This window comes from Streptomyces sp. NPDC006602 (assembly GCF_042870385.1).
Lineage (GTDB): Bacteria > Actinomycetota > Actinomycetes > Streptomycetales > Streptomycetaceae > Streptomyces.
Genome location: NZ_JBIAHG010000054.1, coordinates 1 through 25,481, shown reverse-complemented (window position 1 = coordinate 25,481; position 25,481 = coordinate 1). Strand labels below are relative to the sequence as shown.

25 protein-coding genes and 4 pseudogenes are annotated in these 25,481 nt (G+C 68.6%); 13 read left to right on the top strand and 16 right to left on the bottom strand.

Annotated features, from left to right (window positions below; all coding sequences use genetic code 11):
* Positions 1–591: 591 nt before the first annotated feature.
* Positions 592–2,277, top strand: coding sequence for a PAS domain S-box protein (locus tag ACFYO2_RS46560; protein ID WP_388362765.1), 1,686 nt, complete (start codon positions 592–594; stop codon positions 2,275–2,277).
* Between the two features lie 17 nt (positions 2,278–2,294).
* Here the strand turns inward: ACFYO2_RS46560 and ACFYO2_RS46555 are convergent.
* Positions 2,295–2,997: pseudogene (locus ACFYO2_RS46555) on the bottom strand (helix-turn-helix domain-containing protein).
* A gap of 101 nt (positions 2,998–3,098) precedes the next feature.
* On the bottom strand, positions 3,099–3,323 hold the full coding sequence (locus ACFYO2_RS46550) for a hypothetical protein (RefSeq protein WP_388362763.1): 225 nt from the start codon (positions 3,321–3,323) through the stop codon (positions 3,099–3,101).
* A 39-nt stretch (positions 3,324–3,362) separates the two neighbouring features.
* Between ACFYO2_RS46550 and ACFYO2_RS46545 the strand changes: the two genes are divergently transcribed.
* Complete coding sequence (locus ACFYO2_RS46545) at positions 3,363–3,962, top strand: diguanylate cyclase domain-containing protein (protein ID WP_388362760.1); 600 nt, start codon at positions 3,363–3,365, stop codon at positions 3,960–3,962.
* A 363-nt stretch (positions 3,963–4,325) separates the two neighbouring features.
* Here ACFYO2_RS46545 and ACFYO2_RS46540 read toward each other — a convergent pair whose 3' ends face one another.
* Positions 4,326–4,520, bottom strand: a complete 195-nt coding sequence (locus ACFYO2_RS46540) for a hypothetical protein (RefSeq protein ID WP_388362757.1) — start codon at positions 4,518–4,520, stop codon at positions 4,326–4,328.
* A gap of 10 nt (positions 4,521–4,530) precedes the next feature.
* Positions 4,531–4,731 carry a hypothetical protein gene (locus ACFYO2_RS46535; RefSeq protein WP_388362813.1) on the bottom strand — a complete coding sequence of 67 codons (201 nt, stop codon included), beginning with the start codon at positions 4,729–4,731 and terminating at the stop codon, positions 4,531–4,533.
* 892 nt (positions 4,732–5,623) lie between these two features.
* Here ACFYO2_RS46535 and ACFYO2_RS46530 point away from each other — a divergent pair.
* Both ACFYO2_RS46530 and ACFYO2_RS46525 read left to right on the top strand, forming a co-directional pair.
* Positions 5,624–5,977, top strand: a complete 354-nt coding sequence (locus ACFYO2_RS46530) for a response regulator transcription factor (RefSeq protein ID WP_388362754.1) — start codon at positions 5,624–5,626, stop codon at positions 5,975–5,977.
* Between the two features lie 5 nt (positions 5,978–5,982).
* Positions 5,983–7,605, top strand: a complete 1,623-nt coding sequence (locus tag ACFYO2_RS46525; protein WP_388362751.1) for a sensor histidine kinase — start codon at positions 5,983–5,985, stop codon at positions 7,603–7,605.
* Between the two features lie 222 nt (positions 7,606–7,827).
* Here ACFYO2_RS46525 and ACFYO2_RS46520 read toward each other — a convergent pair whose 3' ends face one another.
* The gene (locus tag ACFYO2_RS46520) at positions 7,828–9,291 is read right to left on the bottom strand and encodes a TRAP transporter substrate-binding protein (RefSeq protein WP_388362748.1); all 1,464 of its coding nucleotides are present in this window, start codon (positions 9,289–9,291) and stop codon (positions 7,828–7,830) included.
* A gap of 153 nt (positions 9,292–9,444) precedes the next feature.
* Here ACFYO2_RS46520 and ACFYO2_RS46515 point away from each other — a divergent pair, with 153 nt between their 5' ends.
* Together ACFYO2_RS46515 and ACFYO2_RS46510 are read left to right on the top strand one after the other, a co-directional pair.
* The gene (locus ACFYO2_RS46515) at positions 9,445–11,205 is read left to right on the top strand and encodes a sensor histidine kinase (RefSeq protein ID WP_388362746.1); all 1,761 of its coding nucleotides are present in this window, start codon (positions 9,445–9,447) and stop codon (positions 11,203–11,205) included.
* 11 nt (positions 11,206–11,216) lie between these two features.
* Positions 11,217–11,870 carry a response regulator transcription factor gene (locus ACFYO2_RS46510; protein ID WP_388362805.1) on the top strand — a complete coding sequence of 218 codons (654 nt, stop codon included), beginning with the start codon at positions 11,217–11,219 and terminating at the stop codon, positions 11,868–11,870.
* Positions 11,871–12,190: 320 nt separating this feature from the next.
* Here the strand turns inward: ACFYO2_RS46510 and ACFYO2_RS46505 are convergent, their stop codons facing one another.
* The 5 genes from ACFYO2_RS46505 to ACFYO2_RS46485 all read right to left on the bottom strand — a co-directional run bounded on the left by ACFYO2_RS46505 (position 12,191) and on the right by ACFYO2_RS46485 (position 15,570).
* Positions 12,191–12,535 (bottom strand): hypothetical protein, encoded by a 345-nt coding sequence (locus ACFYO2_RS46505; RefSeq protein ID WP_388362743.1) that lies wholly within the window; start codon positions 12,533–12,535, stop codon positions 12,191–12,193.
* Between the two features lie 627 nt (positions 12,536–13,162).
* Positions 13,163–13,732 carry a hypothetical protein gene (locus tag ACFYO2_RS46500; protein ID WP_388362740.1) on the bottom strand — a complete coding sequence of 190 codons (570 nt, stop codon included), beginning with the start codon at positions 13,730–13,732 and terminating at the stop codon, positions 13,163–13,165.
* A 43-nt stretch (positions 13,733–13,775) separates the two neighbouring features.
* Positions 13,776–14,357: a hypothetical protein gene (locus ACFYO2_RS46495; RefSeq protein ID WP_388362738.1), complete on the bottom strand. Its 582-nt coding sequence runs from the start codon at positions 14,355–14,357 to the stop codon at positions 13,776–13,778.
* A 120-nt stretch (positions 14,358–14,477) separates the two neighbouring features.
* Positions 14,478–15,059, bottom strand: coding sequence for a hypothetical protein (locus ACFYO2_RS46490; protein ID WP_388362735.1), 582 nt, complete (start codon positions 15,057–15,059; stop codon positions 14,478–14,480).
* The gene (locus ACFYO2_RS46485) at positions 15,052–15,570 is read right to left on the bottom strand and encodes a SigE family RNA polymerase sigma factor (RefSeq protein WP_388362732.1); all 519 of its coding nucleotides are present in this window, start codon (positions 15,568–15,570) and stop codon (positions 15,052–15,054) included. Before ACFYO2_RS46485 ends, ACFYO2_RS46490 begins: the two co-directional genes overlap by 8 nt.
* Before the next feature lie 390 nt (positions 15,571–15,960).
* On the opposite strand from ACFYO2_RS46485, the gene ACFYO2_RS46480 reads away from it, so the two are divergent.
* Positions 15,961–16,419 (top strand): hypothetical protein, encoded by a 459-nt coding sequence (locus tag ACFYO2_RS46480; RefSeq protein WP_388362729.1) that lies wholly within the window; start codon positions 15,961–15,963, stop codon positions 16,417–16,419.
* A 149-nt stretch (positions 16,420–16,568) separates the two neighbouring features.
* Positions 16,569–16,836 (top strand): annotated as a pseudogene (locus ACFYO2_RS46475) (aminotransferase class III-fold pyridoxal phosphate-dependent enzyme); the annotation flags it as partial.
* 292 nt (positions 16,837–17,128) lie between these two features.
* Here the strand turns inward: ACFYO2_RS46475 and ACFYO2_RS46470 are convergent.
* On the bottom strand, positions 17,129–17,713 hold the full coding sequence (locus ACFYO2_RS46470) for a hypothetical protein (RefSeq protein WP_388362810.1): 585 nt from the start codon (positions 17,711–17,713) through the stop codon (positions 17,129–17,131).
* Here ACFYO2_RS46470 and ACFYO2_RS46465 point away from each other — a divergent pair.
* A pseudogene (locus tag ACFYO2_RS46465) lies at positions 17,633–18,061 on the top strand (HEAT repeat domain-containing protein); the annotation flags it as partial. The gene ACFYO2_RS46470 and the pseudogene ACFYO2_RS46465 overlap by 81 nt on opposite strands.
* 161 nt (positions 18,062–18,222) lie before the next feature.
* Complete coding sequence (locus ACFYO2_RS46460; RefSeq protein ID WP_388362807.1) at positions 18,223–18,963, top strand: hypothetical protein; 741 nt, start codon at positions 18,223–18,225, stop codon at positions 18,961–18,963.
* Between the two features lie 185 nt (positions 18,964–19,148).
* Here the strand turns inward: ACFYO2_RS46460 and ACFYO2_RS46455 are convergent, their stop codons facing one another.
* Entirely contained in the window at positions 19,149–19,955 is an 807-nt protein-coding gene (locus ACFYO2_RS46455) for an IS5 family transposase (RefSeq protein WP_388362727.1), read from the bottom strand.
* Positions 19,956–20,184: 229 nt separating this feature from the next.
* Positions 20,185–20,781 carry a TetR/AcrR family transcriptional regulator gene (locus ACFYO2_RS46450; protein ID WP_388362724.1) on the bottom strand — a complete coding sequence of 199 codons (597 nt, stop codon included), beginning with the start codon at positions 20,779–20,781 and terminating at the stop codon, positions 20,185–20,187.
* Positions 20,782–20,842: 61 nt separating this feature from the next.
* Between ACFYO2_RS46450 and ACFYO2_RS46445 the strand changes: the two genes are divergently transcribed.
* Together ACFYO2_RS46445 and ACFYO2_RS46440 are read left to right on the top strand one after the other, a co-directional pair.
* On the top strand, positions 20,843–21,343 hold the full coding sequence (locus ACFYO2_RS46445) for a DUF3995 domain-containing protein (RefSeq protein ID WP_388362721.1): 501 nt from the start codon (positions 20,843–20,845) through the stop codon (positions 21,341–21,343).
* A 2-nt stretch (positions 21,344–21,345) separates the two neighbouring features.
* Positions 21,346–21,744 (top strand): DUF6463 family protein, encoded by a 399-nt coding sequence (locus ACFYO2_RS46440; protein ID WP_388362718.1) that lies wholly within the window; start codon positions 21,346–21,348, stop codon positions 21,742–21,744.
* Positions 21,745–21,802: 58 nt separating this feature from the next.
* On the opposite strand, the gene ACFYO2_RS46435 is transcribed toward ACFYO2_RS46440, so the two are convergent.
* Complete coding sequence (locus tag ACFYO2_RS46435) at positions 21,803–22,195, bottom strand: hypothetical protein (RefSeq protein WP_388362715.1); 393 nt, start codon at positions 22,193–22,195, stop codon at positions 21,803–21,805.
* A gap of 596 nt (positions 22,196–22,791) precedes the next feature.
* On the opposite strand from ACFYO2_RS46435, the pseudogene ACFYO2_RS46430 reads away from it, so the two are divergent.
* A pseudogene (locus ACFYO2_RS46430) lies at positions 22,792–23,201 on the top strand (aminotransferase class III-fold pyridoxal phosphate-dependent enzyme); the annotation flags it as partial.
* 1 nt (position 23,202) lies between these two features.
* Here the strand turns inward: ACFYO2_RS46430 and ACFYO2_RS46425 are convergent.
* Both ACFYO2_RS46425 and ACFYO2_RS46420 read right to left on the bottom strand, forming a co-directional pair.
* Entirely contained in the window at positions 23,203–24,723 is a 1,521-nt protein-coding gene (locus ACFYO2_RS46425; protein ID WP_388362712.1) for a hypothetical protein, read from the bottom strand.
* A 256-nt stretch (positions 24,724–24,979) separates the two neighbouring features.
* Positions 24,980–25,348, bottom strand: a complete 369-nt coding sequence (locus tag ACFYO2_RS46420; RefSeq protein WP_388362709.1) for a hypothetical protein — start codon at positions 25,346–25,348, stop codon at positions 24,980–24,982.
* Positions 25,349–25,481 lie beyond the last annotated feature (133 nt).

The following is a 25,481-nucleotide window of genomic DNA, read 5'->3' as shown; positions in this document are numbered from 1 at the left end:
GGCCCGGCGGCACTGCCGTGACCTGCCTGCGATGAGCGAGTCGCTGATCACGTGGGCCGCCATCAGGCTGATGACCCGACGGCTCACCCGCCGCAAGGCCCGTCCCGCCGAACGCCGCGACGTCGCCCCCGGCGACGTGATGCCAGAATCCGCCTACCGCAATCACTTCAGACGGACTCGACACCGGCCTGGACCAGGCCGCCAGAGCCGGACGTCGATTTGCGATCTTCAGTGGTTCATCCTTCCCTGGAAGGGCGTTGCCTATTGGAGAGGATCGCTTGACCTTGACGTCTGTCATCAACCCAAGGCCGTGGGATGTGAAGGCCGTCGGATGCTCCGGGTGGGAGCCGGTCATCCCATACCAGCCGCGATGACCGTCCCCCGGGTGGACGTCTTCACCAATTTCCCACCCTGTGGGCCCGGTGCCGATCTCAGTAACCGCGCCGGGTATGTGTGGCCTCGTGCTTCGACGTGACGTATCCACGACCCGACACTGCTGATCATCCGCCGTCCGGCGGCGCTGCGCGCGGAAGTCGTCCGACGTAAGTCCCGGCCGCCTCATGGTCGGGCGTCCCACGTGGAGGCGGACCTATGGGGCCCACTGACCCCCCGAGACAGTACGCGGCCGACGACGAGGAGCGGTTCCGGCTGCTGGTGAAGAACTCCCCGGACATGGTCTTCCGGCGGACGGTCGAGGGCGTGTACCAGGAGGTCTCCGCAGCGGGGGCGGCGCTGCTGGGCAGGCCGGTCGAGGAGATCGTCGGGACGTCGGCCGAGTCCTGGGTGCATGCGGGCGATGTGGAGGAATTCGCTTGGGCGGAGCGGGATCTGCTCCGCGACGGCGGGGTGGTGGTGTGTCTGCGTCTGCGGCACTCCGACCGGCACTGGCTGTGGACGGAGGCGACGTCCTGGGTGGTGCGGGACGCCGCCGGCACGCCGCTCGAGGTGCGCGGGTTCGTCCGCGAGGCGGAGGGCCAGCGGCGCCGGGAGGAAGCCCTGCGGCTGCTGCAGGCCCAGGCCCGTTCGGTCATCGAGACCGCCAGGGATGCCTTCGTCTCCATCGACGAGGACGGCCTGGTCATCGACTGGAACAAGAGCGCCGAGAGACTGTTCGGGTTCACGCACCGCGAGGCGATGGGTCGGCCGCTGACGGAGACGATCATTCCCGAGCGGTACCACGCGGCGCACAGGGCCGGCCTGCGGCGGGTTCTGGCCGGTGGAGAGGCCCATGTGCTGGGCCGCCAGATCGAACTCAGCGCCGTGCACCGCGACGGCCACGAGATACCCGTCGAACTGGCGGTGTGGCGGCTGAAGTCGGCGAAGGCACGCTGCTTCAATGCCTTCGTCCGCGACATCAGCGAGCGCAGGCAGGCCGAAGCCGCCCTGGCGGAGGCCCGCGACCAGGCGATCGCCGCTTCCCGGGCGAAGTCGCAGTTCGTCGCCTCCATGAGCCACGAGATCCGCACCCCCATGAACGGGGTCATCGGGCTGAGCGACCTGCTGCTGGGCACCGCGCTGGACGACGAGCAGCGCCCCTATGCCGAGGGCATACAGACCGCCGGCTCGGCATTGCTGTCGCTGATCAACGACATCTTGGACTTCTCCAAGCTGGAGGTCGGCAAGCTCGAACTGGACGAGGTCCCCTTCAGCCCCCAGCTGATGGTGGAGGAGGTCATCTCGCTGGTGGCGCAGACCGCCCAGGCCCAGGGCCTGGAACTGCTCAGTGACTGCGATCCCGACCTGCCCGCGATGGTGCTCGGAGGCGCCGGCCGGCTGCGCCAGATCCTGCTCAACCTGGCGTCCAACGCGGTGAAGTTCACCGAATCCGGCGAGGTGATCCTGCGTGCCCGCCCCGCCCCTGACCAGTCCACCGCGGCGAACGGACCGGGGCTGCGCTTCGAGGTGGCCGACACCGGCATCGGCATCGCCGAGGCCGATCAGCAGCGGATGTTCGACGCCTTCTCCCAGGCCGACGCCTCCACCACCCGCCGCTACGGAGGCACCGGCCTCGGCCTGGCCATCTGCCGCAGACTCACCGACGCCATGGGCGGCTCCATCGGCGTCACCAGCCGACTCGGACAGGGCAGCACCTTCTGGGGTTGTCCGAGGCTGCCCCAGCGGACGTCGCCCGACGTGCTGCGGAATGTCTCGGCCAGCTGCCATTCACTCACGGGTGCTGTTCCTCTCGGCTGTGCTTCCGGACCAAACGGGGTGATCAAACTGGGTTCGGTCCGGACGGCGTGGTCACAGGCCGGTAGCGCCGTGCCCGGACAGTGAATTCACCTTGTGCCTGGTCACGCGGCGGCGGACGTGAGCGGTCTGCCGCCCCACCGGATGCCTTTCTCGCTGCGGATGCGGGCGCGCTCGCGGCGTTGGGCGGCCAGGACGTCGGGGTGGCGGGCGTTGGCGTTGCGCCATCGCAGGTAGCGGTGCAGTTCACGGGTCTGGACGGTGTGGTTGGGGTGATGGGAGTTGGCGAGGGTGAACTGCCGCAGCGGCCCGAAGTGCGCCTCGATCGGGTTCGCCCATGACGCCTGGGTCGGGGTGAAGCACAGTTCGACCTTGTTGTTCTTCGCCCAGCGGCGGATCTTGACCCCCTTGTGGGCGGAGAGGTTGTCCAGGATCACGTAGATGGGGGCGCCGTCCGGGCGGGCGGCCCGGATCGATTTGAGGGCCGTGAGGGTGTTGGCGAGTGGTGGCCGTCTGGATGACGAAGTCCTCGTCGTCAGGACTGAGCAGGCGGGGACGGCCTCCCGCCCACCGAGGGTCCAGGCAGGCCAGGCCGATCTCATTGAAGCGGTGGATCACATCCCGCACCGTGTCCTGGTCGGCCTGGACCAGCTGGGCGATCACCGGCACGGTGTTCCCACCAGCTGAAGCGAGCAGCATCATCGCCCGCCGGTAACGCACCGTGCTGGTGCTACCCCGCCGCACGATCTGCTGCAGCCGCTGCCCCTCCTGATCCGTCAGCCTCCGGACCTTGACCGGCTCTGCCACCGCACCTCCATGCACCCGATCGGATGTGTCCTCATATCCAACCGGCCGCGAGGTAACTCGCGCCAGAGGCGACCCGGTGAACCTTCCCGGTCACAGCACTACTACGGGTCCCAGGCGACGACCGGCACCGCGATTGCGGAGGACTCGTCCGAGGTGGCGTGGATGCTCTCGTCCCTCCTGCTGGGGGCGGCGGCGCTGCACTCGTCCGTGGCCCAGCCGTCGCGGTCGGCGGAGGACCAGGGGCGGATGCCCCGGCGGCGGCTGTCGGTCCTGATCGCGCTGGTTCTGATGGGGCCGCTGATCGTGCTTGCCGATGTCGGTGGCATCCGCTATCAGCCCGCGGACGTCACGGTGCTCGTCGGCTGGTGCTGCGCGTGTCGTTCCTGGCCCAGTATGCCCAGGGCAGGGCCGTTGCCCTCGCCGCCTCACTGCGGGAACAGGAAGAACTCCAAAAGCAGCTGAGCCATCAGGCGACCCACGACCCGTTGACGGGTCTGGCCAACCGCACGCTGCTGCACGAACGCATGGAGTCCGCCCTCAGCCGGTGCTCCGCTGTCTCCGGCACCGGACTGGTGATGGTCGATCTCGACGGCTTCAAGGATGTCAACGACACACTGGGACACCCGGTCGGTGACGACCTGCTGGTCGACGTCGCAGGGCGGCTGACGAGCAGGGTTCGCGAGCAGGACCTGGTGGCCAGGCTCGGCGGAGACGAATTCGCGCTCCTCGTGGAAGGCGTGGACGCGAGGACACTGCACGACTACACCAAGCGGCTTCTTGACGCCTTCAAAGACCCGTTCATCCTCGCCCACGGAAATTCGGTCCGCGTGACCGCCAGCATCGGAGCACGGAGCATCACCAGGCCGACCACGCCCAGCAAGGCGCTGCGGGACGCGGACACGGCCCTGTACCAAGCCAAAACCGCAGGCAAGAACCAGGCCGTGTTCTTCGAATCCCCGCAGTAGTCCTCTTCCCATGCGCAGGGGCATCAGACGGATCCGAGGACCGCAGAACTCGTGACGTTCGCCCGCCAGCCCCCGCCTGACCGTGGCCTGGTTGAAATCGGCGAGCCATGTGAGTACCGCCGTCGCCCGGGCACCTCGCCGCCGTGTTCATGGGAGTTCTTCAGTGAACCACTGGGAGAAATCAACCTCCCAGCTGAGAGCAAAGGCACGCCTTCCCCGCGCGCCGTCCGGGGGCCGAGGGTCATGCGAGGCCCACCCCGGAACGCGTCACGTGGCAGAACTGCCCCGCACCCCCCGCCGGGACACTCCGCCAGCGACGCCCGCCAGGACCCCGTACCGCAACCGCCGGGTACGGGTCCTGGGCTACGGCCACTCCCGCAAAGCGTCCCGTACGGCGGTCAGGATGGCCTCGGTGCCGCCGCCCAGGAAGGCCTCCTTCTGTTCTTCTGCGCAGGCGTGGTCCCTGGAGGGATTGCCGAACCAGTCCGCGAGGTACGGCCGCATCCCTGCCTGGGCCGGCGCCCCGGCGACCGACAGGCCATGCGCGGCGAACACCATTTATCGGCGGTCATGTGGTCCGGAAGTCGTCCACCCGCTCGCCCTCCGCCTGGGATGGCTCGGTCCTGGGGACGTCCGGGTGCTGCTCCACTGCCGCACGTTCGGTCGGTTCATCGCGCTCGCCCTCGGCCTGGGAGGGCGTGTGCGAGTACAACCAGCGGTCGTAGTCCGAGGCTCTGGTCTTCATGGTGGGCCTCCAGTAGTCGCTCATCTCCCATGCTCCTCCCGGGCCTGCCGCAGGGCCAGAGCAGCCAGCGCCGCACTGCCTGGGATGCATGTCGGGACGGTCCGGATGATCCTGGGGTCGCGTATGGGCAGCCGCCCGTGGTTGTGCATCACCCGCCGCCGAGTGGCGCACGGAGGACGACCGCGGACGCCCAGATCAAGGGCCTCGCGCACAGTTTCCACGACGTGGAGGAGTTTTTGAGGCGAGCGGGCCTCGAGGAAGTCGACGCGTCGACGTCGCCGTTGATCGAGTGGCGGGGCGGTGGCCCCGTCGTGTGGGTGCCCAGGAGTGACGGAGCCGCCCGCCGGATGTCCCCCGTGGCGGGCGGCTCGTGCCGTAGGTATTCAGCGATCAAGGTCGGCGCCAGCGCACGTAGGGCGTCGGAGACCGCTGGACGACAGGCCGGGGCCAGCGACAGGGCACTGGAGCGCACCAAAAAAGGCCTGGCTCAGCACCGCCCGCGACATCAACCGGCTCGGCGCGCCTGCCCCGACCGACACCGTGCCGCAGCGGTGTCGAGCCGCGGTGTGGGGCATGACGCAGACAACTCGTCGGAGAACGCCTCCCGGCCATTCCCCCAGTACCTCCGGCCTCAGGATGGCCTCACTACAGGGCCCTGTCGCAGCAGAGCCGACAGAACACGACTCACCGGCTACATGTCCACGTACGTCGATGCAGGTCAGAAGGGCATTAGCCGACGCAGACCAACCCGGCGCCAAGCTCGCGAGCAGCGGATTCAGTCCGCTGAGGGAAAGTTGACGCTCCGACACCCAGAAAAAGCACGCGCTGAACAGTGTTCGCGCCGGCTTGCGAACGGGGGCGGCCCATTGGGGCCAGCCCCGATGCGGAACCGCACCCCCCGTGCGAGCATCGGCCGATGACCCACACCGTGCTGGTTGTCGACGATCACGCGGGATTCCGTGCCGCGATGCGCGCGCTGTTGGAGGCCGATGACTTCGAGGTCGTGGGCGAAGCGGCGAGCGGCGCCCAGGCCGTGGCCTGCGCGGAGCGGCTCAAGCCCGTGCTTGTGCTCCTGGACGTCCGACTGCCCGACGTGGACGGCATCGCCGTGGCCGTACGGCTGGCAGAGCTGGACGAGCCGCCCTTCGTCGTCTTGATGTCGAGTCGGGACGCCGCCGTATACGGGCCCCGGCTGCGACAGGCCCCGGTCCGCGGCTTCCTGCCGAAGAGCGAACTGAGCGGCGCCGCGCTGCGCCGGCTGCTCGGGTAGACGTCATGCGCGCCGGGGTGGTCGGGGTGCTCATCGCCGGGCTCCTGTTCGGACTTGGTTCGGAGTGGGTGGCGTACGGCTGGCAGGATCCGGCCGACTGGGTCCCGGACCTGCTGGTCGGGCTCGTGTGGACCGTGTGCGGTGTGCGGGCGGAGCGGTACGGGAAAAGGCTCGGTGTTCTGTTCGTGGCCGTCGCATTCACCTGGTTCCTGGGCGGCTGTCTGCCCTTCGCCGTGTACTGGCACCGCGGCGTGCTGGTCCATCTGCTGGTCGCCTATCCGGGCCGGAGGCCCGCCTCCCGCCTCGTGGCAGTGGCAGTCGCCGCCGGTTACGCGGCCGTGCTGCTGCCATTCCCCTGGCAGAACGACGTGTCCGGCGCCCTGCTCGCCCTCGTCCTCGTCGGTGTCCTCGTCCGACTGCGCGCGGCGGCGGTCGGCCGAGAGCGGCACGGGCGGACCGTCGCCCTGCGGGCAGGCGCGCTGCTCGGGCTGGTGCTTGCAGGCGGATCGGTGGCCCGCATTGCCGTACCGCGGCAGGAGGCGATCCGTCCGGTGCTGCTGGTGTTCGAGGCCGTACTGTGCGGGATCGCGCTCCTGCTGCTGGCGGGGCTGCGCCGCCCCGCGTCCACGCCCGTCACGGATCTCGTTGTCGAGCTGGGCGAGAGCCGGCGGGGCGCGCTGCCCGCAGGTCTGGCACGGCTGCTCGGGGATCCACACCTCGTGGTGGGGTACTGGGTGCCGGCGACCGGGGTGTACGTGGACGGTGAGGGCCGGAGTGTCGTGCTCCCGCCTCCGGGCGCGGCACGATGTGCGACGTGGATCGAGCGAGAGGGGCGCCCCTTCGCGGTCGTCGTGCACGATATCGCCGTGCGGGAGGAGTCGCAGCTCGTGGCGGCAGTGGCGGCCGCGCACCGGCTCACCGCCTCCAATGCCGCGCTGCAGGCCGAAGTGCGCGCCCGGCTGTACGAGTTGACCGCGTCGCGGCGGAGGCTCGTGGTGGCGGCGAACGGGGAGCGGGCCCGTCTGGAGGAACGGCTGCGGCACGGCGCGGAGCGCCGGCTGCGAGACGTCCAGGAGACGCTGGAGGGTCTCGCACCGGATGACGAGGAGCACCCGGACGGCGAGGAGCACCGGGTGGGAGACGAGGAGCACCGGACCAGAGCCATGGCCCATCTGGTCCAGTCCCTGGAGGAGTTGCTGGCAACGGCGCGCGGGCTGCATCCGCGGGAGCTGGCCGACGGCATCGGTGCGGCGCTCAGCTCGCTGCGCGGGGTCTCCACCGTGCCTGTACAGCTGTCGGTGTCGGCGGAGCGGTTTCCCGCCGAGGTCGAGGCCGCCGTCTACTACGTCTGCGCAGAGGCCGTGACGAACGCGGCCAAGCATTCCCTGGCCCGGACCGTGTCCATCACCGTCCGCCGCGACGCGGACGGGGTCATGCTGGAGATCGAGGACGATGGCACGGGCGGCGCGGATCCGGCCCGCGGCACCGGACTCGTGGGCGTGGCCGACCGAATTGCGGCGCTGGGCGGGGAGCTGACGATGGTCTCCCCGCCCGGTGCCGGGACGCGGCTTCTGGCCCTGATTCCGCTCGCGGCCGGCTGGACCTGCTCCAGCGGTGCTCCTGGATGAGCCGGGGTCCTTGGGCCAACGGCCGCCCGGCTCGACGGCGAGCGTGCGGAGCGTCGGTGCCTTTGTCTTGCCGCCGAAGGTTCAGGACAGGATCGTGGTGCCGCGATAGGACTGCGCCGTTGCCGCATCCCGTGGGAAGCGCGGCGATTGCGGCAGGCGCCGCCGCTGACCAGGCGGCGGCGCAAGATCGCGTGGTGCCTCTCGTGACTCCTCCTCGGCTCCTCAGCCGACCTTCGTCCACGGGCGCGTGCTCCAGACGAAGCGGTCGCCCGCATCCATGGGTTCCACCGGACTCAGGCGCAGACTGCCGTGGGCGTCGGCGGAACAGGTGAACGTGAGCTGCGAGGATGTCGAGGGCCAGTCGAATACGACGCGATCGCCCTTGACCGTGTAGGTGCCGCTGTCCGTCTCCGGTGACGACGACGACTTCATGGACCAATCGCCGCCCCGTAGCGTCATCGTCATGGTGCTCGGGTAGTGACTGAGGTCCTCGTCGCCGGTGCCGTACTTGCGCGCGTCGTCCTTCGTCAGGGTCCAGCGGTACGTTCCGTCCAGGTCCCGTGCCGGTGTCGCACCCTGGTCGTCCGGCGCCGGCGTTGCGCTCTTCTCCGGGCACGAGGAGGGCACGGCCGGGACGGGTTCGGCGGACGTCGACCTCTTGAGGCGGCGAATGTCGGCCAGCAACGCCTTGGTCTGCGGGTCCTTGTCGAGGCGCTGGTAGACCGGCTCGACCGCGTCGCGCAGCGCGCGCACCTCGGTCGCGGAGGCGCGGGCGAACTGCGCGCCGTTGCCGCAACGTTGGGCCACCCACTTGTCGTCCGGTCCGACGAGGTCGGCGGAGTGGGCCGCCGCCTGTTCGGCCGCCGCCCGGATCCAGTCCTCCCCGCGGTCCCCCAGCTTCGCGAGCCGAGCGGGGTTGACCAGCAGCACCACCGTCTCGGGCCACAGGGTGACGTTCAGCGTGATGTGGGAGGCGAGGGGCTCCATGACGTTGTGCGCGTAGGTGCTCAAGTTGATCTCGACGCCGTCGATCTTCCCGGACTTCAGTCCCGCGGTTCGGCCCTCGGGGCCGACCTGGACCGGCTCGGCGCCCAGGGCCTGGATGGCGTCGGCCTGCACCCGCGAGGGGAACGTCTGGATCCTCAGGCCCCGCCAGTCGTCCGGCCCGAGCAGCGGGTGCTTCACGGTGACCGGCTTGCGCAAGCCGCCGGCGAGCACCGCGAGCCCGGTCACGTCCAGCTTGTCGAGCCCCTTGAGCATGCGCCGTGGCACATCACTGGCGATGACCTGCTTCTGCAGGGCGTAACTGTCGATCATCAGCGGTGCGTTGAGAGCTTGGAAGCTGTGGACGCCCAGGGTGTCGAGCGCCCTGGTGCCGACCCAGGCGAGATCGGCCTTGCCGCTCGCGACGGCCTCCACCACCTGCCGTTCGGCGTCGGGCTTGAGATTGCCCCATTTGTGGACGACATCGACGCGGATCCGGCCGTCGGAGTTGTTGCCCACCCGTTTCACGAAGTCCCCGACGGGGGGTTCGTAGGTGAGGTCGGCGTAGGGGTCCGCCATGCGCAGCGTCACCGGCTGCGGATCACCCCCCGCCTTGGTGCCCTGCGTGCCGACGCACGCGGAGGCGAGCAGCGCCACCACGGCCGTCAGCACGACACTCCTGTGTGCGGTTCGTCGTCGCATCGCTTCTCCTCGGCAGGTCGGTTGGCGCGTTCGAGGCTCTTGACGCTACGGATGGACCGCTGCCGGGACATTGCGGCAGGTGCGCATCTGTGGGCGGGCGGTATTGCGGCTACCCGCAGTCTCCCGAAGCCGGACAGGTGCCACAATCCTCAGGTGTTGGACACGGCTGGCTCACCTGGTCGATCGATCGGCTTCGTGCTGCCCTGGGTGGCCCTGGTCCTCGGGGCGGCGTCGACGATCGTGCTGTCGCGCGCCTACGGCTGGGCCACGACGTATGCGGCCGTCTCGTCCCTCACGTCCGTCGTGTTCCTCGCAGCCGGTCTGGGGCTGCTCTTCGCGGGAGTGGCGACCTGGCTGCAGCGGCCCGTCGGTTCGGCGGGTCCGCTCGCCGCGCTGCTGGGCACGGTGTGGCTGGCGCCCGTGTGGGTGGGCTGGCAGACCGGGCCGGCCTGGGTGCGGAGCACGGCGATGCCCGTCGTACCGTTCGCGCCCGCGCTGCTGCTCCATCTCGTGCTGGCGCTGCCGACCGGGCGGCTCGCTTCGCCCGTGCTCCGCGCGCTGGTGGGTGCCGGGTATGCGGTGACAGCCGTCTGCGGTGCGCTGCGGGCCGTCACCCAGCATCCGTACTACGACCCGTACTGTTGGAGCAACTGCACCGACAATGTGTTCGCAGTACGTGTCCTGCCCGAACTCGGGCGCCCGCTCAGCGAGTCGGCATCCTGGGTGTCCGCGGTGCTGGCTGTGGCCGCGTTCGTGACCGCCGGTGCGCGGATACGGCGGTGGGCCGTCGCGGCCCCCTTGGCGCTCGCGGCCGCCGCCGAGGCGGCATACTCCCTGGCCTTGCTCCTCCAGCCGGCGGAACAGCCGGAGGATCCCGGGTACTTGACGCTCTTCTGTGTCCGTGGAACGGCATACGGTCTGCTCACGGCGGGACTCGGCGCGGAGGTTCTGCGCCGCCGCCGGCAGCAGGCGGCGGTCGGGCGACTCGCCGAGCAGCTCGGGGACGCCCCGCCCCTCGGATCCCTGCAGTCCGTACTCACCGCGGCGCTGGGTGACCCCGGACTGCGTGTCGTCTACTGGCTGCCTGGCCGCGGCCAGTACGTGGACATGTCCGGCCGGGCGATCGAGCCGCGCTCCGACCAGGAGCACGCCGTGACGGAGATACGGCGGCGGGGTGAGCGTGTCGCGGCCGTGGTGCACCGTCGTAAACCGCACAGCGACCACGACATCGCTCGGCAGATCGGTTCGGCGGCCCGGCTCGCGATCGACAACGAGCGGCTACGGGCCGAGATGCTGGCCCAGGTCGACGAACTGCGTCTGTCTCGTGTGCGTATCGTCGAGGCGGCCGACGCCGAGCGGCGCAGGATCGAACGCGACCTGCACGACGGCGCGCAACAGAGGCTGCTGGCCCTGCTGTTCGAGCTGCGCATGGCCGCGTCGACCGCGGAAGCACGGGGTGCGCCGCGCCGGGCAAGGGTGTTCCGGGACCTCGCGGAAGAGACTCGGACCGCCCTGGACGAGCTGCGCGAGCTCGCCCACGGGATCTTCCCGGCGGTCCTCGACGAGGCCGGGCTCACTCCGGCGCTGTGGACGCTGGCTGACGCGTCGCCGGTGCCGCTGGACATGGTAGCCGCCCCCGACGTGCGGCTGCCGCGAGCCGTGGAGAGAGTCGCTTACCTCGTCGTCTCCACGGTCGTCGAGACCGCGGCGCGGACGGACCCGGCACCGTCGCTGACCATTGCCCTGGAATGCGGCGGGCAAGTCCTGACCGTCGCCGTCGACGGCGCCGTGCAGGGGCCGTACGTTCATCTCACCGATCGGGTGGGCGCCCTGGGCGGAGCACTCACCTCGCAGGCGGGCCGGCTGCGGGCCCGAATCCCCTACGACCTCTCCGAGGAGAACCCATGCGTGTAGCCGGAGAACCCTTGCGGGTCGTGGTGGCCGACGACTCGATGCTCACCCGGGAGGGCATCGTGCGGCTCCTCGGCGAGGCCGGAGTCGAGGTCGTCGGCCAGAGCGAGGATTCGGCGGGGCTCCTCGAGTGCGTCCGGCTGACCAGCCCCGACAGCGTGATCGTCGACATCCGGATGCCACCGACGCACACCGACGAGGGCCTCGTCGCCGCACAGCGCATCGTCGAGGAACACCCCGAGACCGGCGTCCTGGTGCTGTCCCAGTACGTCGAGCCGAGCTACGCGTTGCGGCTGATCGCGGAACGACCCGAGCGGGTCGGCTATCTGCTCAAGGACCGCGTCTTCGACGTGGTCGTGCTCATCGACGCGCTGCGCCGTATCCAGGACGGCGAGACCGTCGTCGACCCGACCATCGTCGCGCGGCTGATGAACCGGCGCCGAACCGCCGACCCGCTCGCCGGGCTCACTCCCCGGGAGCGCGAAGTGCTCGCGCTGGTCGCCGAAGGGCTGTCCAACCTCGCGATCGCGGCCCGCCTTGTGATCACGGAGCGCACGGTCGAGGCGCACATCACTCACACCTTCGACAAGCTCGGCCTCCAAGACCGGACCGACTCGCACCGCAGGGTTCTCGCGGCCCTCGCCTACCTGCGCTCGTCGCCCCGGTGACAGTGTCCGCTCGAAGGCAGCCACCACCGCGGCGACGGACGATGAACTCCTGTCCTCGTCAGCCGCACCCAGCGAGCAGGTGTTGGTCTCCCACTCCACCCGCCGGTCAGCCGGCTCCAGCACCAGAGGCTCGTCCGCCACCTCAGCAATCCACGTCAACAGCACCACAGCAGTATCCCTGCACAGCTCGACCCGAGAACCGCCAAAGGAAACGACGTCTTAATGAACAAGCTGAGCTGCGGCATTGGCCCGTGGACGACGCAGGAATGGGCATCCCGGGCACCCGTTGAGCCGCGACCGGATGGACGACGGTGGTCCCGTCAGGGCTTGTACAGCGACTTCAGGCTGGTCACCTGACCCACTTCGTCGAAGACCAGGTCGTACCCGACACCGTCGTAGAGGCCGGAGTCCAGCTGGTTCAGCAGGGTGACGAAATGGGCCGGGGGGTACGGCAGCAGCTCGGCGCGGCTGGCCCCGGCAACCTCGTCGCGAACCGGGCAGGTCAGCAGAGCCTGGGCGTCCTTGGCCATGGGCACCGTGGTGAACAGGTCCGTGCCCGGGGTGATCTCCCAGGTGTCGAACTGGGTGTTGATCTTCTTCTGGGCGGGCCGCACCGACAGATAGGTCAGTCCGTCCTCGGCGGTCCAGGCCTTGTTGATTGTCACGAACTGCTGGGTATCAGCGAAGGGGGCCTGGCTGGTCGAGGCCGACGTGTCCTTTGCCGCCTCGTTGCTGTCGGACCGGGTGCCCGTCTGTGTGGAAGGCGACTGTGTCTTTACGGCCGCGGTGGGCTCCGCGGACTTCTGACCGCCGTCCGACCGGGTGCCCGAATTCCCGGTGGGCGCGGAAGGCGACGTCTTTTTCGTGGCCTCGGAAGGGTCCGCGGACTCTTTGCCGCCATTAGGCCGGGCGTCCGTCTTGTCGGCCGACGCGGAAGATGACGCCGACTTTGCGGCCGCGGCGGATTCCATTCGATCCGCGGGCTTATGGCTGCACCCGGTCAGGGCAATGGCGCCGAGTGCGACAACGGTGAGCCAGCGCTTGGTGGTCCGGCGGCGTGAGGTGTTCATCGTCAACTGCTCCTGGAGCCGGTGTGGTTGGGTTACATGGTCTCTACGTCCCACACCGCCCGCCGGGTTGCATCCCGGTCAGATTTCTTTTTTGGGAGTTTCTCGAGCGCACCGAACTGTGTTGTCGCCGCGTCTCCACGCAAAGATCCCGGCCGATCGAGAAGATCGACCGGGATCTCGTCATCCGTTCCCGAAGGAACTCAGGAACTGCCGTTGATTACCTCACCTGACGGTCAGCCAGAAGGCCTCCCTCAGCGATTGAATTCGGCCCTCGCCGTCGTAGTCGACGGCGAACACCCACCGCGGTCCGGTGCCCAACCGGCCCAGCAGTTCCCCCAGTCGCATGTCCCCTGGCTTCCCGTCGGCCACATGCTTCACCTCCACCGGGGTCTGCCTCGGCACGGTCACCTTGTGCACCACTCCGGTACGAAGCTGCTTCACGGTGAACCGGACCGTATCCCCCTCCAGCAGCACCACGTCGTACACGTAGCCGAACTCGCTAGCGTACTCCTCGCCAGGGGCCGGCGTCGGTGGCACGAACCGTGAAGTGCTCGGCGCTGTCGGCCTCAAGGCGGCCGGTGCCGGCTTTGGACCGAGCCCGACCAGAGACAGGACGCCCACGGCCAGAGCCGTGGTCAGCACCACGCCACCCGATGTCAGAACCGCCTGCTTGCGCCGCCGCCGCTGATCGCCGTGTGCCCTGATCCGCTCCGCTGCCAGCGGCACGGCGAACCGCTGACCCGAGGCGGCAAGATCGGCGAGGTGATCCCCCAAGCCGGTCTCGTCAACCATGCTCCACCTCCTCCGCGGTCCCCATGAGGCCCAGGCGCGCGACTCACGGCCTGTATACGGACTGCAGCTTGGCTACCTGATCCTCTCCGTCGAAGCTCAGGTCGTACCCGACGCCGGCAGCAACCCCGGAGTCCAGTTGCGTCACCAGGGTGACGAACTCCGCCTGGGAGGACGGCAGAGGCTCGCCCCGGCTGACACCGGACGCGTCGTCGCCCCGGACCGGGACCGTCAGCAGAACCCGGGCGTCCTTCGCCAAGGCCACCGTGGTGAAGGCCCCCGTGCCGGGGATGATCTCCCAGGTGTCGAACTGGGTGTTGACCTTCTTCTGGGCGGGCCGCACCGACAGATAGGTCAGTCCGCCCTCCGTCCAGGCCTTGTCGATCGTCACGAACTGCTTGGTTCCCGCCCACGGGGTCTTACTGGTTGACGCCTGCGCGTCCTGCGAACCCTCGCCGTCATCCGACGGGGCGGCCGTCTGGTCACTGCCGGCCTGTGCGGTGTCCGCCGCCGCGACCGCGGTGGGATCCGTGGGCTTTTCGTTCTCGCCGCATCCGGTCAGGACAAGGGCGCCGAAGGCGACAACGGTGAGCAGGCGCGTGGTGGCCCGGCGGCGTGAGTCAGACATGGTCAACGTTCTCCTGAAACCGGTGTGGTTGGGTTACGCGGTCTCTACGCCGCACACCCTCCCCCGGGTTGCATCCCCGGTCAGCTTTCTTCGGGGCCTCTGCCGAAGCTCACTCGACGGTCAGCCAGAACGCTCCCGCAGCGATTGGATCCGGCCCTCGCCGTCGTAGTCGACGGCGAACACCCACCGCGGCCCGCCACTCAGCCGGTCCACCAGCTCCCCCAACCGCATGTCCCCCGGCTTCCCACCGGCCACCTGCTCCACCTCGACCGGGGTCTGCGGCGACAGGGTCACCTTGTGCACCACTCCGGTGGGTACGGTCGTTCCCCGCTCGGTACGAAGCTGCTTCACGGTGACCTGGACCCCGTCCGCCAGCACCATCGCGTTGTACACATAGCCGATCTCGCTGGCGTACTCCTCACCCGGGGCCGGCGTCGGGGGCACGAACTGGGGAGCGCTCCGCGACGGCGTCGGCTTCGCGGCGGTCGGCGCCGGTCCAGAACCGGGCAGGACCAGCGACAGACCTCCCACGGCGACGGCAGCGGCCAGCAGCACACCGCCCGACACCTGCGCTGCCCGCTTACGGCGCCGACGCCGGTCACCACGCACCCGGATCTGCTCCGCGGCCATCGGCACGGCGAACCGCCCGCCCTCGGCGGCAAGACCGGCAAGGCGATCATCCAGGCTGGTCTCGTCAACCATGCTCCACCTCCGAAACTCGGCCCGCCCGCGGATCCAGCTCAGTGTCGGCCAGAATTTTTGCCAACGCGGCCCGACCCCGGCTCAGCTGTGCCTTGACCGTACCGACGGGGCAGTTGGTCTCGGCAGCCACCTGCCTCACCTCCAGATCGCACAGGTGGTGGAGCACGATGGCCCGTCGCTGCGCCGCCGGGATCTGCCGCAGCGCCTGCACCAGCAGCACGTGGTGGGTGTCCGGCGGCGGTACGTTCGGGGGCGGGCCCTGGCGCCGCGCGAAGGAGAGCGAGGTTCGCACGCGTCGCCACCGGCTGACCGCCAGCCGCCAGGCCACGGTACGCACCCATGCCTCGGGCGCACCGTCCTTGTCCAGCCGGGCCCGGTGCTCCCAGGCCCGGACGAAGGCTTCTTGGACCACGTCCTGCGCCTCAGTACGGTCGCCGGTCATGGCGTACAGCTGGCCGATGAGCCGCCCCACGCTCCCGGCATAAAAGGCGTCGAACGCTTGCTCGTCCATCCCCCGCCTGCGGTTCCTGGTGGCCGTACATCTGTTCAATCACGCGAACGATGCCACCTGGCAGGCTTGTGGCGCAAGGAGCCCGTCACACCACCGAGACCTGCGACGACGGCAGCGTGAACGTGATCACCGACACGTGCAGGTCCGACGCAAACGACAGCATCGCCCCCCTGGCTCGGCCTGTCAGAGCTGCCCATGATGAACTGGCCCGCTCCACCGACGACGAACCGGCGGACGAACTTCGTGGCTATCGCTGTCCGACCCGATCACGGTCCGGCCCACCGGCTCCACTGGTCCGCCTGGCACCGCCGCCACCACTCCCGCGCACGTCACAGTCACTACCGGCGCCAGGCAACCCTTCCACCAGAATGCATCGGATAGCTTGCGGACATGGCAGAGAGAGCACATGAAGATGCCAGAGCGGCTTTGGAACGACTGGCCCGCCGGGTCCGTAACGAGCTGACAGCAGCCGGCCTACCGGTGGTGGCGCCCGACCTGGCACCCGAATTGATGGTGGGGGCCGAGGTGACCGTCGCATCGGAGGCCGACAACGGTGCCGTGTTCGTGAGCTGGAACGCTAGCCCTCAGCTGCGCCGGAAGGCATTGGACGCGCTACGGCACCGCCATCTGAATGACCCAGCGCTGCAACACCAGGGCACAGTCTTGGCCGCGATGGCCCGGGCAACGATTGCGATCCTGACGGCCGCTGGCTTCACCGCGCAGGACGCGGAGAACGACATGAGCCCGTTCGACGTGCGGATCCTCGACGGTCCCGGCTCGAACACAGAGCCAGCGTGGGCCATGCGAGCAGACGATCTGACTCTCCCGGGCGGGTCATCGACCACCTGATCCCCTCACCAACAGTCGATCCGCTCGCTGATCCGCAAGATCACGATCTACGGCTGGAGTACAAATCTGCGGGAAATTAACGGCACGAAAACTGCACGGAGAAGGAGTACGCCCGTCATGAGCGAACTTGCCCAGAGCGCCGACTCGTCATGTCCGTTCCCGGTCCGAAGTCGCAGCAGCTGCTGACCCGCAAGTCGGCGGCGGTCGCCAACGGCGTCGGCGTGACGCTGCCGACGTTCGTCACGCGCGCCGGTGGCGGCGTCCTGGAGGACGTGGACGGCAACTCGCTGATCGACTACGGGTCCGGCATCGCCACGACCGCGGTCGGCAACAGCGCGGCGGCGGTAGTACGCCGCGCGTCCGCGCAACCGGCGGACTTCATCCACACCCGTTTCACGGTGACGCCGTACGAGGAGTTCCCTGTCAAGTTCTTCTGTTCAGACATGGGAGGCCGGGCCACTGAAGCGACGTGGTCTCGTAGGGCTGCCCATCGACCCAAGTTCTCGTCGTCTGCGCACCCAGCGGTAAGGTCGCGAGCATGTGGGAGGGATTGGACGCAGTTGACTGGGCGGCTCTGAAACACAACTAGGGATCTGCCGAGGACGTGCCTGCCCTATTGCGCCGGTGCGCAGGACCGGACCAGGAGGACGTCGATGACGCGGCCTTCGAGCTCCTCAATCACCTTTTCCACCAGGGCGGCTGGATCTGTTCAGCGGCCCCGGCCGCGCTGCCCTTTCTGGTACGACTGGCAGCGAGCCCGGACGCATTGCTCTCGTGTCGTCGCGTGATGCTCGAATTGGTGTCGAGGCTGGCCGCCGAGGCCGGGCAGGTCACCGAGAGGTTTCTGGATCCCGGCTGGCAGCGGGCATGGGAGCAGATTCTGCCGGACGTGCTCGACCTGCTTACCGATCCCGCCCCGGAGATCCGGCGGGACGCAGCCCACGTACTTGGTGGCTGTGACAGCCCCGGTGAACTCGTACTGCCAGCACTTGTGCAGTGCTGGCAAGCGGAGACCGATCCGGCGACCTGCCTCGACTTGGTCCTCACGCTCGGCCAGGCGGCCCAACGCGAACCCGTCGGCCCACAGGCCGCCAGGGTCCTGGAGCTGCTTCACGGACTCCTTGACGCCCCACAAACGCAGATCCGTCTGGCGGCAGCGCACACGCTCGCCGCAGCCGACCCGAACCTTCCCGCACAACGGATTGACCTGCTGTTGGAAGCAGTCCGTGACCCGGGCGTCGAGTTGTGGCGCCACACCAGTACCGTCGAAGCCGGCGTCAAGGGCGTTCACCATTGGACTGCGGCACTATTCGCTGGGCCGTCCACTGCCTTCGCCCTCGGCCTTCTGAAGGACCATCCCGATGTCGACCAGCGAATCGGCGCCTTGGCCCAGGCGGGCGGGCTGCTGGCGCAATGGCGCTCGGCGAGCCCTGCACTCCTTCCCGCTCTCTCTGCACGGTTGGACGATCCCTCTCCCGAGGTCCGATTCCGAGCGGCTGAGCTACTGGCCTGCCTCGGTCCGGCCGCTGCGGCCCATGCCGACGAGGCTGCCGTCCTGCTCGGCGACACAGCATCTCGTGCAACCCGGAAAGGGGAGACCGTCGCAGAGGCCGCGCTGTGGGCGCTGGCCCGGATGAACGATCCACGCTGCATACCGGCCCTGATCGAGGTAATGGCAGGTACGCGGTCGGGCTTCGCTTCGGGCTCCGCTAGCTACCCTGTGACCGCTGTGGCTGGCACTACGCCGTACTCCCGGGACTCCATGAGGTCCTGGGCCAGCTTCTCGACCATGCTGAGCCGCTCGTGCCTGTCATCAGTGCACAGCTCGAAGCCGCGGCGGACGACCATGTGCTCAACCGGCTCTGTCAGGTTCTCGCCGGCTGGGGCCCGGCTGCACAGTCAGCGGTTCCGCAACTACTTGGCCTCATGGAGGACGACCGGACCTGGGCCGCGGCAGCTCGGGCGCTTGCAGGGATTGGAGTGGCGGCGAACCGGGCGCAAGATCTGCTGCTGGCCCGATCGAGCACCGGCGGAGCGCACGCGGAACTTGCAGCTTGGGCCTACTGGAAGGTCGGCGGCGAGCCCGGACCAGCCGTGGAAGCACTCGGAGGAGTCGCGACCGAGGCGAGCATTCCGCGGCCCGTCCTGCGCATGCTCGCCGACCTCGGCCCGCATGCTGCCTGCTACGCGAAGCAACTCCGGCCGCTGACCACCGACAACGACCCCTGGACCCGTATCGAAGCGGCGCACGCACTCTGGGCTATAACGGGCGATACCGATACCGCCGCCCCGGTATTTGCCGCTGCTCTGCAGGGTCTGGCCAAGGGCTCTTATCTCCCGGTCATGCTCCCCGCCACGCGCTACCTGGCCCAGACCCGCCGTGCAGGCCAGCCCGCTGTCCCGCTCTTGCTCAACGCACTGTCTCGTGATGAGCGTCTCCGTAGCAGCGGCGGTTGGCGGGGTCTTGTCCAGGACGAGTCCATCCGCTCTGCCATTGAAGAGCTACTCGCTGGGTGTGGCGGACCTGCCGCAGCCACCATCTGAAGCCCAGTTCAACCGCACACATGCGTCGTCCCGGCTGTACCTGGGGCAGACCATGTAACGCCACGACCTCTCAAGAGTCCGAAGACCGGAATGGGATCACGTTGTCAGCGAGAGCGGTGGGGTCCGCAAATCCGTGAGCACTGTTTGCTGCGGAAACATCGAAATCCGGGCTCAATGAGCTCCTTTCATCCTGAATAGCTGCAGGTCAGCAGGGTGTGGATCGCTTGGACGGTGCGGCTGATACGTCGCGTCGAGCAGCGCGCTCTGCGCATGATGCGCCATGTCTTGAGTTGGGCGAAGGCGCGTTCGCCCGGAGCTCTCAGCCGGGCGTGATCACGGTTGAACTGCTGGTAGTGCTCGGGCTGTTCGCGGTGGTGGTAGTACGGAGTGCGGACGGTGGCGCCGGCGCCTTGGTAAGCGCGGTCCGCGAGAACGAGGATCTCTCTGGTGAGGCAGGCCTGGATGATGCCGTGGGCCCGGGCCGCGGTCAGGTCGTGGGTGCGGCCGGGTGTCGCGCGGGAGAACCAGAGCGGTGTGCCGTCGGACCGGGCGATGACCTGCACGTTCATCCCATGCTGGCGGTGTTTCATCGAGTAGTACGGCTCGTCCGCGCGGATCCGGTCGATGGGGATCAGGGTGCCGTCAACGATGACGTGGTCGCCCTCACCGAGGCCGGTGAGGGCTTCATGGAGGCCGGGCGCCCAGGAGGCCAGAACGTCCAGGGCCTCGTCGACGTACCGCCAGGCAGTGGCCTGGGATATCCCGAATCCGGCCCCGAGCTGCGAGAACGTCTCATTCTTGCGCAGATGGACAAGAGCGAGCAGCGCCTGCTTGAAGCAACCGAGCTTACGCCAGCGGGTGTTGCGGGCCCGGCGGTGCTCGTACAACAGCCAGGAAACATGCTCAACCAGCTCGTACGGGATGTCGAGCATGGCAGGATACGGAACCAACAGGGCCCCTTCGGTCGCCGGTGTGTTGAGTGGAATCACCACGCCAACGACGAGGGGCCCTGCCTCGTCACCACACCCGCTGACCAGCCCATTTCACCCTCCAGCACAGGATGAAAGAGGCTCAATGAGCACAGGTCGCGTTGGCTGAACCCGAGCAATCGGTGCCATCGCGGCATCGTCAGGGCCACAGTCAGTGAAGCCAGTTCGGGCCGTGTCAGAACTGACCGACTCCGGGCTCGCGGGCGGGGCTTGTCACGGACGGCGGCGCGCTTTACTCCTGCTCCGCCCGGCCCACGGCAGATCGAGCCAGCTCAGTGATGAGGTGCTCAAGCGCGGCGGTGGCGATGGTGCCGGTGGGGGCAACTTCGGGCACGATGTCGCAGGCGCAGCGGCGCAGTTCGAGCCATCCGAGGTAGGCGGCATACGTGGCGACTGCCTGACGCCGGGCCGGGGCGGGGGCCAGGCCCAGGTCGGTGTAGAGGTCTGTGAGGTAGGCGATCCGTCGCTCGGTGACCCGGCGCAGGACCGGGGCGACAGCGGGGTGATCGGCATGGGCGACGATCGCGGGCTCCAGGCCGTTGATGCTTTCCTGTCCCAGAGCGGTGGTGAACAGGGCCGTCAGCCGCTGCCGGGGATCGGCGATGTCGCCCAGCTCCGAGATCAAGGCTGCGGTGTTGTCCTGCTCCCACGTTTCCAGCGCGGCCGTCAGTAGTGCATCGCGATCCTTGAAGTGCCAGTAAAAGCTGCCCCGGGTTGTCCCCAGCTCGCCCGCGAGTGCGTTGACCGATACGGCGGCGACTCCGCCGCGTGCCATCGCGCGCAGGGCCGCGGTCGACCAGTCCGGGGGTGTGAGGTGCCTTCTTGCCATGTCCGTACAGTACTGTATGGTCCCTCCATACAGGGGTGTACGGAGTGGCTGGGGGAGCAGTATGACGTTGACGCAACTCGCTGGTGGGACGGCCGCAGTCGGCCTCGGTGCGGTCGGGGCACTGCATGGGATCTGGACCTTCTCTCCCTGGCCACTGGCCAGCCGCGCCGAGTTCGCCCGTACGGTCGTCGGGGTCGCCGAAGCCGACCTGCCTACACCGGAGTTGACGGCCGCAATAGCGGCGGCGTTCGGGGCGGCGTCCTATGCGATCGCGGCCCAGGCCGACTTGGCCCCGCAGTTGCGGCCACGTCGTTTGGTGCACCAGGGCGTGTGGGGCGTCGCAGGTGTGTTGCTTCTGCGAGGTGCGGCTGGTCTGGTGTCCTCCGGTCTGACCAGCCGGCCGACCGATTTCACCCGCTGGGATCTGGCGCTGTACTCCCCGCTGTGTCTGGCGCTCGGGGGGCTGACGGCATACGTCGCCGCCTCCACTCGCGCCCCTCGCCGCCAAGACCGGCGCCACGCCATCAGGAGACTCAAGGACCGTGAGAATCGAGGAAGCTGACAATGACCCGGCTGATTCCCCGACTGGTGATCGGACTGACCGCAGTGCACTTCGCGGTCGCCCTGATCGCCTCAAGCACCTACGGCGATGTGGCCCGCGACGGATTCTGGAACGCCGTTCCCGGAAAGCCGCAGCGCGAGTACGAGATGTGGTTCTTCCTCGCGGGGTTCGGCCTCCTCGCCCTGGGCACACTCAGCCAACGAATCGCCCGTGACACCGGCAGGCTCCCGGCACAGCTGGGCTGGTATCTGCTCGCCATCGGTGTGCCGCTGCAGATTCTCTATCCCGTCTCCGGTGCACCCGGACTGATCGTGCTCGGGGTGCTGGCCCTGATCGCGGCCCAGCGGGACAGCGCGGGGGGAGAGCCGTCGGACACGCCTGTCGGCAACCACCGACCGTGAGCAGTGCTCATGATCACCCGGAAATGCTCAAACGGTGCTCATGGCCACCTGGAACTACTCACGGAAACGCGGACCCTCCAAGAACAGCGGATTCTGCCTTTCTGTCGAGCTGATCGCCGAGAACTGCTCCGGCAAGAGCGAGCCTGGTCACCTGCTGGCGAAGTTCTTTGATCTCAGCGTTCTGGTTGGCAATAGTTTGCTTGAGCTTGACAACAGTCTCCCGGAGCCTCTTCTCGGTTTCCGAAATCTGATGTGTCTCGTTTCGGACACGTTCGTAGAACTCGTTCTTCAGATCAGCGTGCCGCTTCATGGTTGCCATGCGGTGGACACCTGCCTCGGCGGCAAGGGCGACGACGGTGAGGCTGCCGTTGGAGTTGGTGGCCTGACCGGTGAGGAGCCGGTCTATGGCCTCGCGGATGCGGGTCCGTTCGTCTTGATTCTGCTGGTTCATGTCCGGGCCTCGGCAGAGTGGGCGGCAGCATCGTGGGCGTCGGCCGTGGCTCGGAGTTGGTCGGTGCGTTGGTTCGCAGGCGCTTGCCGATGGGCTCTGGTGCGTGGGCGGCCAGCTTGTCGATCTCGTCGGCTCGCTCGCGCAGGAGGCGAGCGTGGGTGTCGGTGCGGACGGTGTTGCCGCAGCCGGGGCGGCAGTCGTGCTCCGGAGCCTTGCACCGCCAGTGCCGGTAGTCCGCCAGGATTTGCGGCGTCGCTTCCCGCCACGCCAGTCCGCGGGAGGAGAGAAAACTCAGGAGCGGACGGTAATCCGTTCCGTAATTCCGCTTCGTTTCCCGTTCCAGATTTCGGAAGACCGCCGACCGCACGAAATCGAGGAAATCCCGGTCCACCGTGCCGTCCGGTCTGATGTACACCGGATCACCCGGCAGCAGGCCCATGCGCGCCACCGCCTCCGGCAGATCCCGTATCCCAAGGACAGCCTCTGTCGGCGGCGTGCCTCACCGCCCCGGATCCGGTACCCACACCACATGCCACTCGCTCAACCTGATCCCCTCCTGATGTGCTTGCACACGTCAGATCATCAGGGAAGCGCACTACGTGGAGGTCGCCGAGGTCCTGGCCGAGCTGAGCATGACCACGCAAGAAGTCTGCGCTGTTCAACTCCGGCGCCGAGGTGGTCGAGAACGCGGTGAAGATCGCCCGCGCGTACACCAACCGCACGGAGGTCGTCGTCTTCGACCACGGCTTCACGGCCGTACGAATCTGACGATGGCGCTCACCGCCGGAAGATGCCGTACCAGGAGGGCTTCGGACCCTTCGCGCCGGAGGTCTACCGGGTCCCGCCGGCTTACCCCTACCGCTGGCTGACCGGCCCCGAGACCTGCGCTGAAGAGGCCGCGGCGCAGGCAATCGACCAGATCAGCAAGCAGGTCGGCGCGCACAACCTCGCGGCGCTCGTGATCGAGCCGATCCAGGGCGAGGGCGGCTTCATCGAGCCGGCCAAGGTCACGGGCGCGTCTCCTGGGGATTGTCCGGCTGAGGTGGCTGGGTGCGCAGGTGGTCGGCGGCCTCCTGCGTGAGGGTGTCGGCGGGCCATCCGGCGAGGGTGGTCAACGCGGTGCGGCGCGCTTCCGGCGTGCTGCTGGTGAGTGCGGACCGCAGCAGGGGCCAGCCGTGTTCAGGATGGCGTCGCAGCAGATGCGCAAACAGCAGTAGAGCGTGGTCGCGTTCGGATCGGGAGGTAGTGGCAAGGCGTCGTTCGGCCAGGTCGAGGATGTGTGCGGCGTGCTGGCCGTCGCTGTTGCGCAGCGCATGGGCCCAGGTCGGGTCGAGTAGGGACGGTCCGGTCTCCAGACGTGCCAAGAGTTGGGCCGTCGGGCTCAGGTGCAGGACTTCAGCGGGTCTCAGAGCGAGGTGAAAGTCAGGGCGCCGGGGGTCGGCGAGGTGGTCCAAGACAAGCGCACGCCACCGGGGTTCGTGGAGCAGGTCCTCGTAACGTGCTGTCAGGTACTCGATGTCGGCGGGCGCCCAGGGCAGTTCCTGGGGTGGGTGGCGGAAGAACATGGTGATACTGATCAGGTCGAGAAGCATGGCGATGGTGGGCGTCCGGGCCTGGACCAAGTCGGCATAGCGGTGCAGCACGGGTACGGCGTGCGCGTAGTCGGCCAGGCCGGGTGCGGGACCTCCCTGGCCGTCGGCCATTGCGGCCAGGATGCCCCCGCCGCCGTTCAGGAGCGGAGTGTCGACGTGGGGGTGGCTCAGTGCCCTGTGCAGGTCGCCGGTGGTCGCGGCGAGGTGCGCGAGGTACTCGTCCATGATGCTGTTGCGGAAGCCCTCGCGCAGCAGCCACGCCCTGATACTGGGATCGGTGGTGTCGCGCAGCGTTCGGACCGCCTGGATGCGTCCCCAGCCCGCGACCTGCTGAGCGAGGGCATGGACGGCCAGGTCTCCGTCGGGCTGGGAGCGGTGGAGTGCGACGGCTGCGTAGAGGGTGAGCTCATCCAGGGTGCCGAGCAGGAGCAGCAGTTCTCGGTCGCGGATGTCCCCGCCCAGGCCCAGGAGCACCAGGCCGATCTTGACCGGGGCTCGGTGGGTACCGTGTTCTGCCAACTGCCGGCCCAGTCGGCGCAGGCCGTCGGACGGCAGACCGCGGCGGCGGACCTCGGCGCTGAGCTCGTCAGCGACCTCGATCGGTGAGCAGGTAGCGAGGAGGTCATGGAGGCCCCTGAGCTTGTCGCCGCTGAGGGCGGGCGCCAATGCCAGCAGCAGGTGTTCGAGGTGCTCGGCGAGTTCGACGCCGGTGGGAGGAACAACACCGTCGCCGTCTGGAGTACGTCGTACCAGAGCGTCTTCACCGCCGCCGACGAAGACGAGGCGAGTGCTGTCCGGGCGTACATCTGGAAGCGGATCGCCAAACCTGGGCCACGGACCGGGACCGTAGCGACCACGGAGGGTCCGTGCATGGTCGAAAAGGGTGGGACTCTCGCCGGCGACATCGCCGTTGCGCACCCACCACGAGCCGGTCAACAGCCGGAGGGCTGGCTGCCCTTTCGTGTAGTCATGACGTGGATAGTGCCCAATACCGCTCGTCTTGGCAACCGATCGGCTCCGACCAATGAAAAGCGCCAAGCTGGCGGAGCATCAATCCGGCCGACAAGACAGGCCTGCGACTTCCGTCAACTGGCAGGCGAGGACGCGCAGATCGTCGTCGCGCGCGGATGGCCCCGCGGGGCGGCGGGTTCTTCTCCCACGAACGCGCCGCCGACGAACTTCAGTGTCGCCGTCAGCGCACGGGCCACCTGCTTGCGGCGGCGCAGCACAGCCCGAGGCGGACCACGACATCGAGCAGGGCGGCGCGGGTTTCGGCGCCGTCCAGGACGTGCCGGTCGAAGGCACGGCGCACGGTCGCGGTGGCGGTGGCGGGCAGCGTGCGGGGGACGACGGGGCGCGGGTCGATGCCGCGGGCCCGGTCGGCAGCCTGACGGCCGGCGCGGCCACCCAGCAGACGCTGCACCGTCTCGGGCGCAGCGGTGGCGAGCAGGCCGATGCTGTGGATGCCGTAGTCGCGCAGTACTGCTGCCTGGCGGGGGCCGATGCCGTGCAGGGCTCGCCCAACAGGCCAGGTCCGCGCCGGGCGCCCAACCCCTGCCAATCCTCGCTAATTTGACCTCCCGCGAGGTCGAAGTCCTCAGAGTGCGGAACGTGAGCTCTTGTCCGTTTCGTGGTTGAGGTTGGGGAAGGATCGCTGGTCGCGGGTGGGGGGTGTCTCTCAGGCGTCGGGGCGG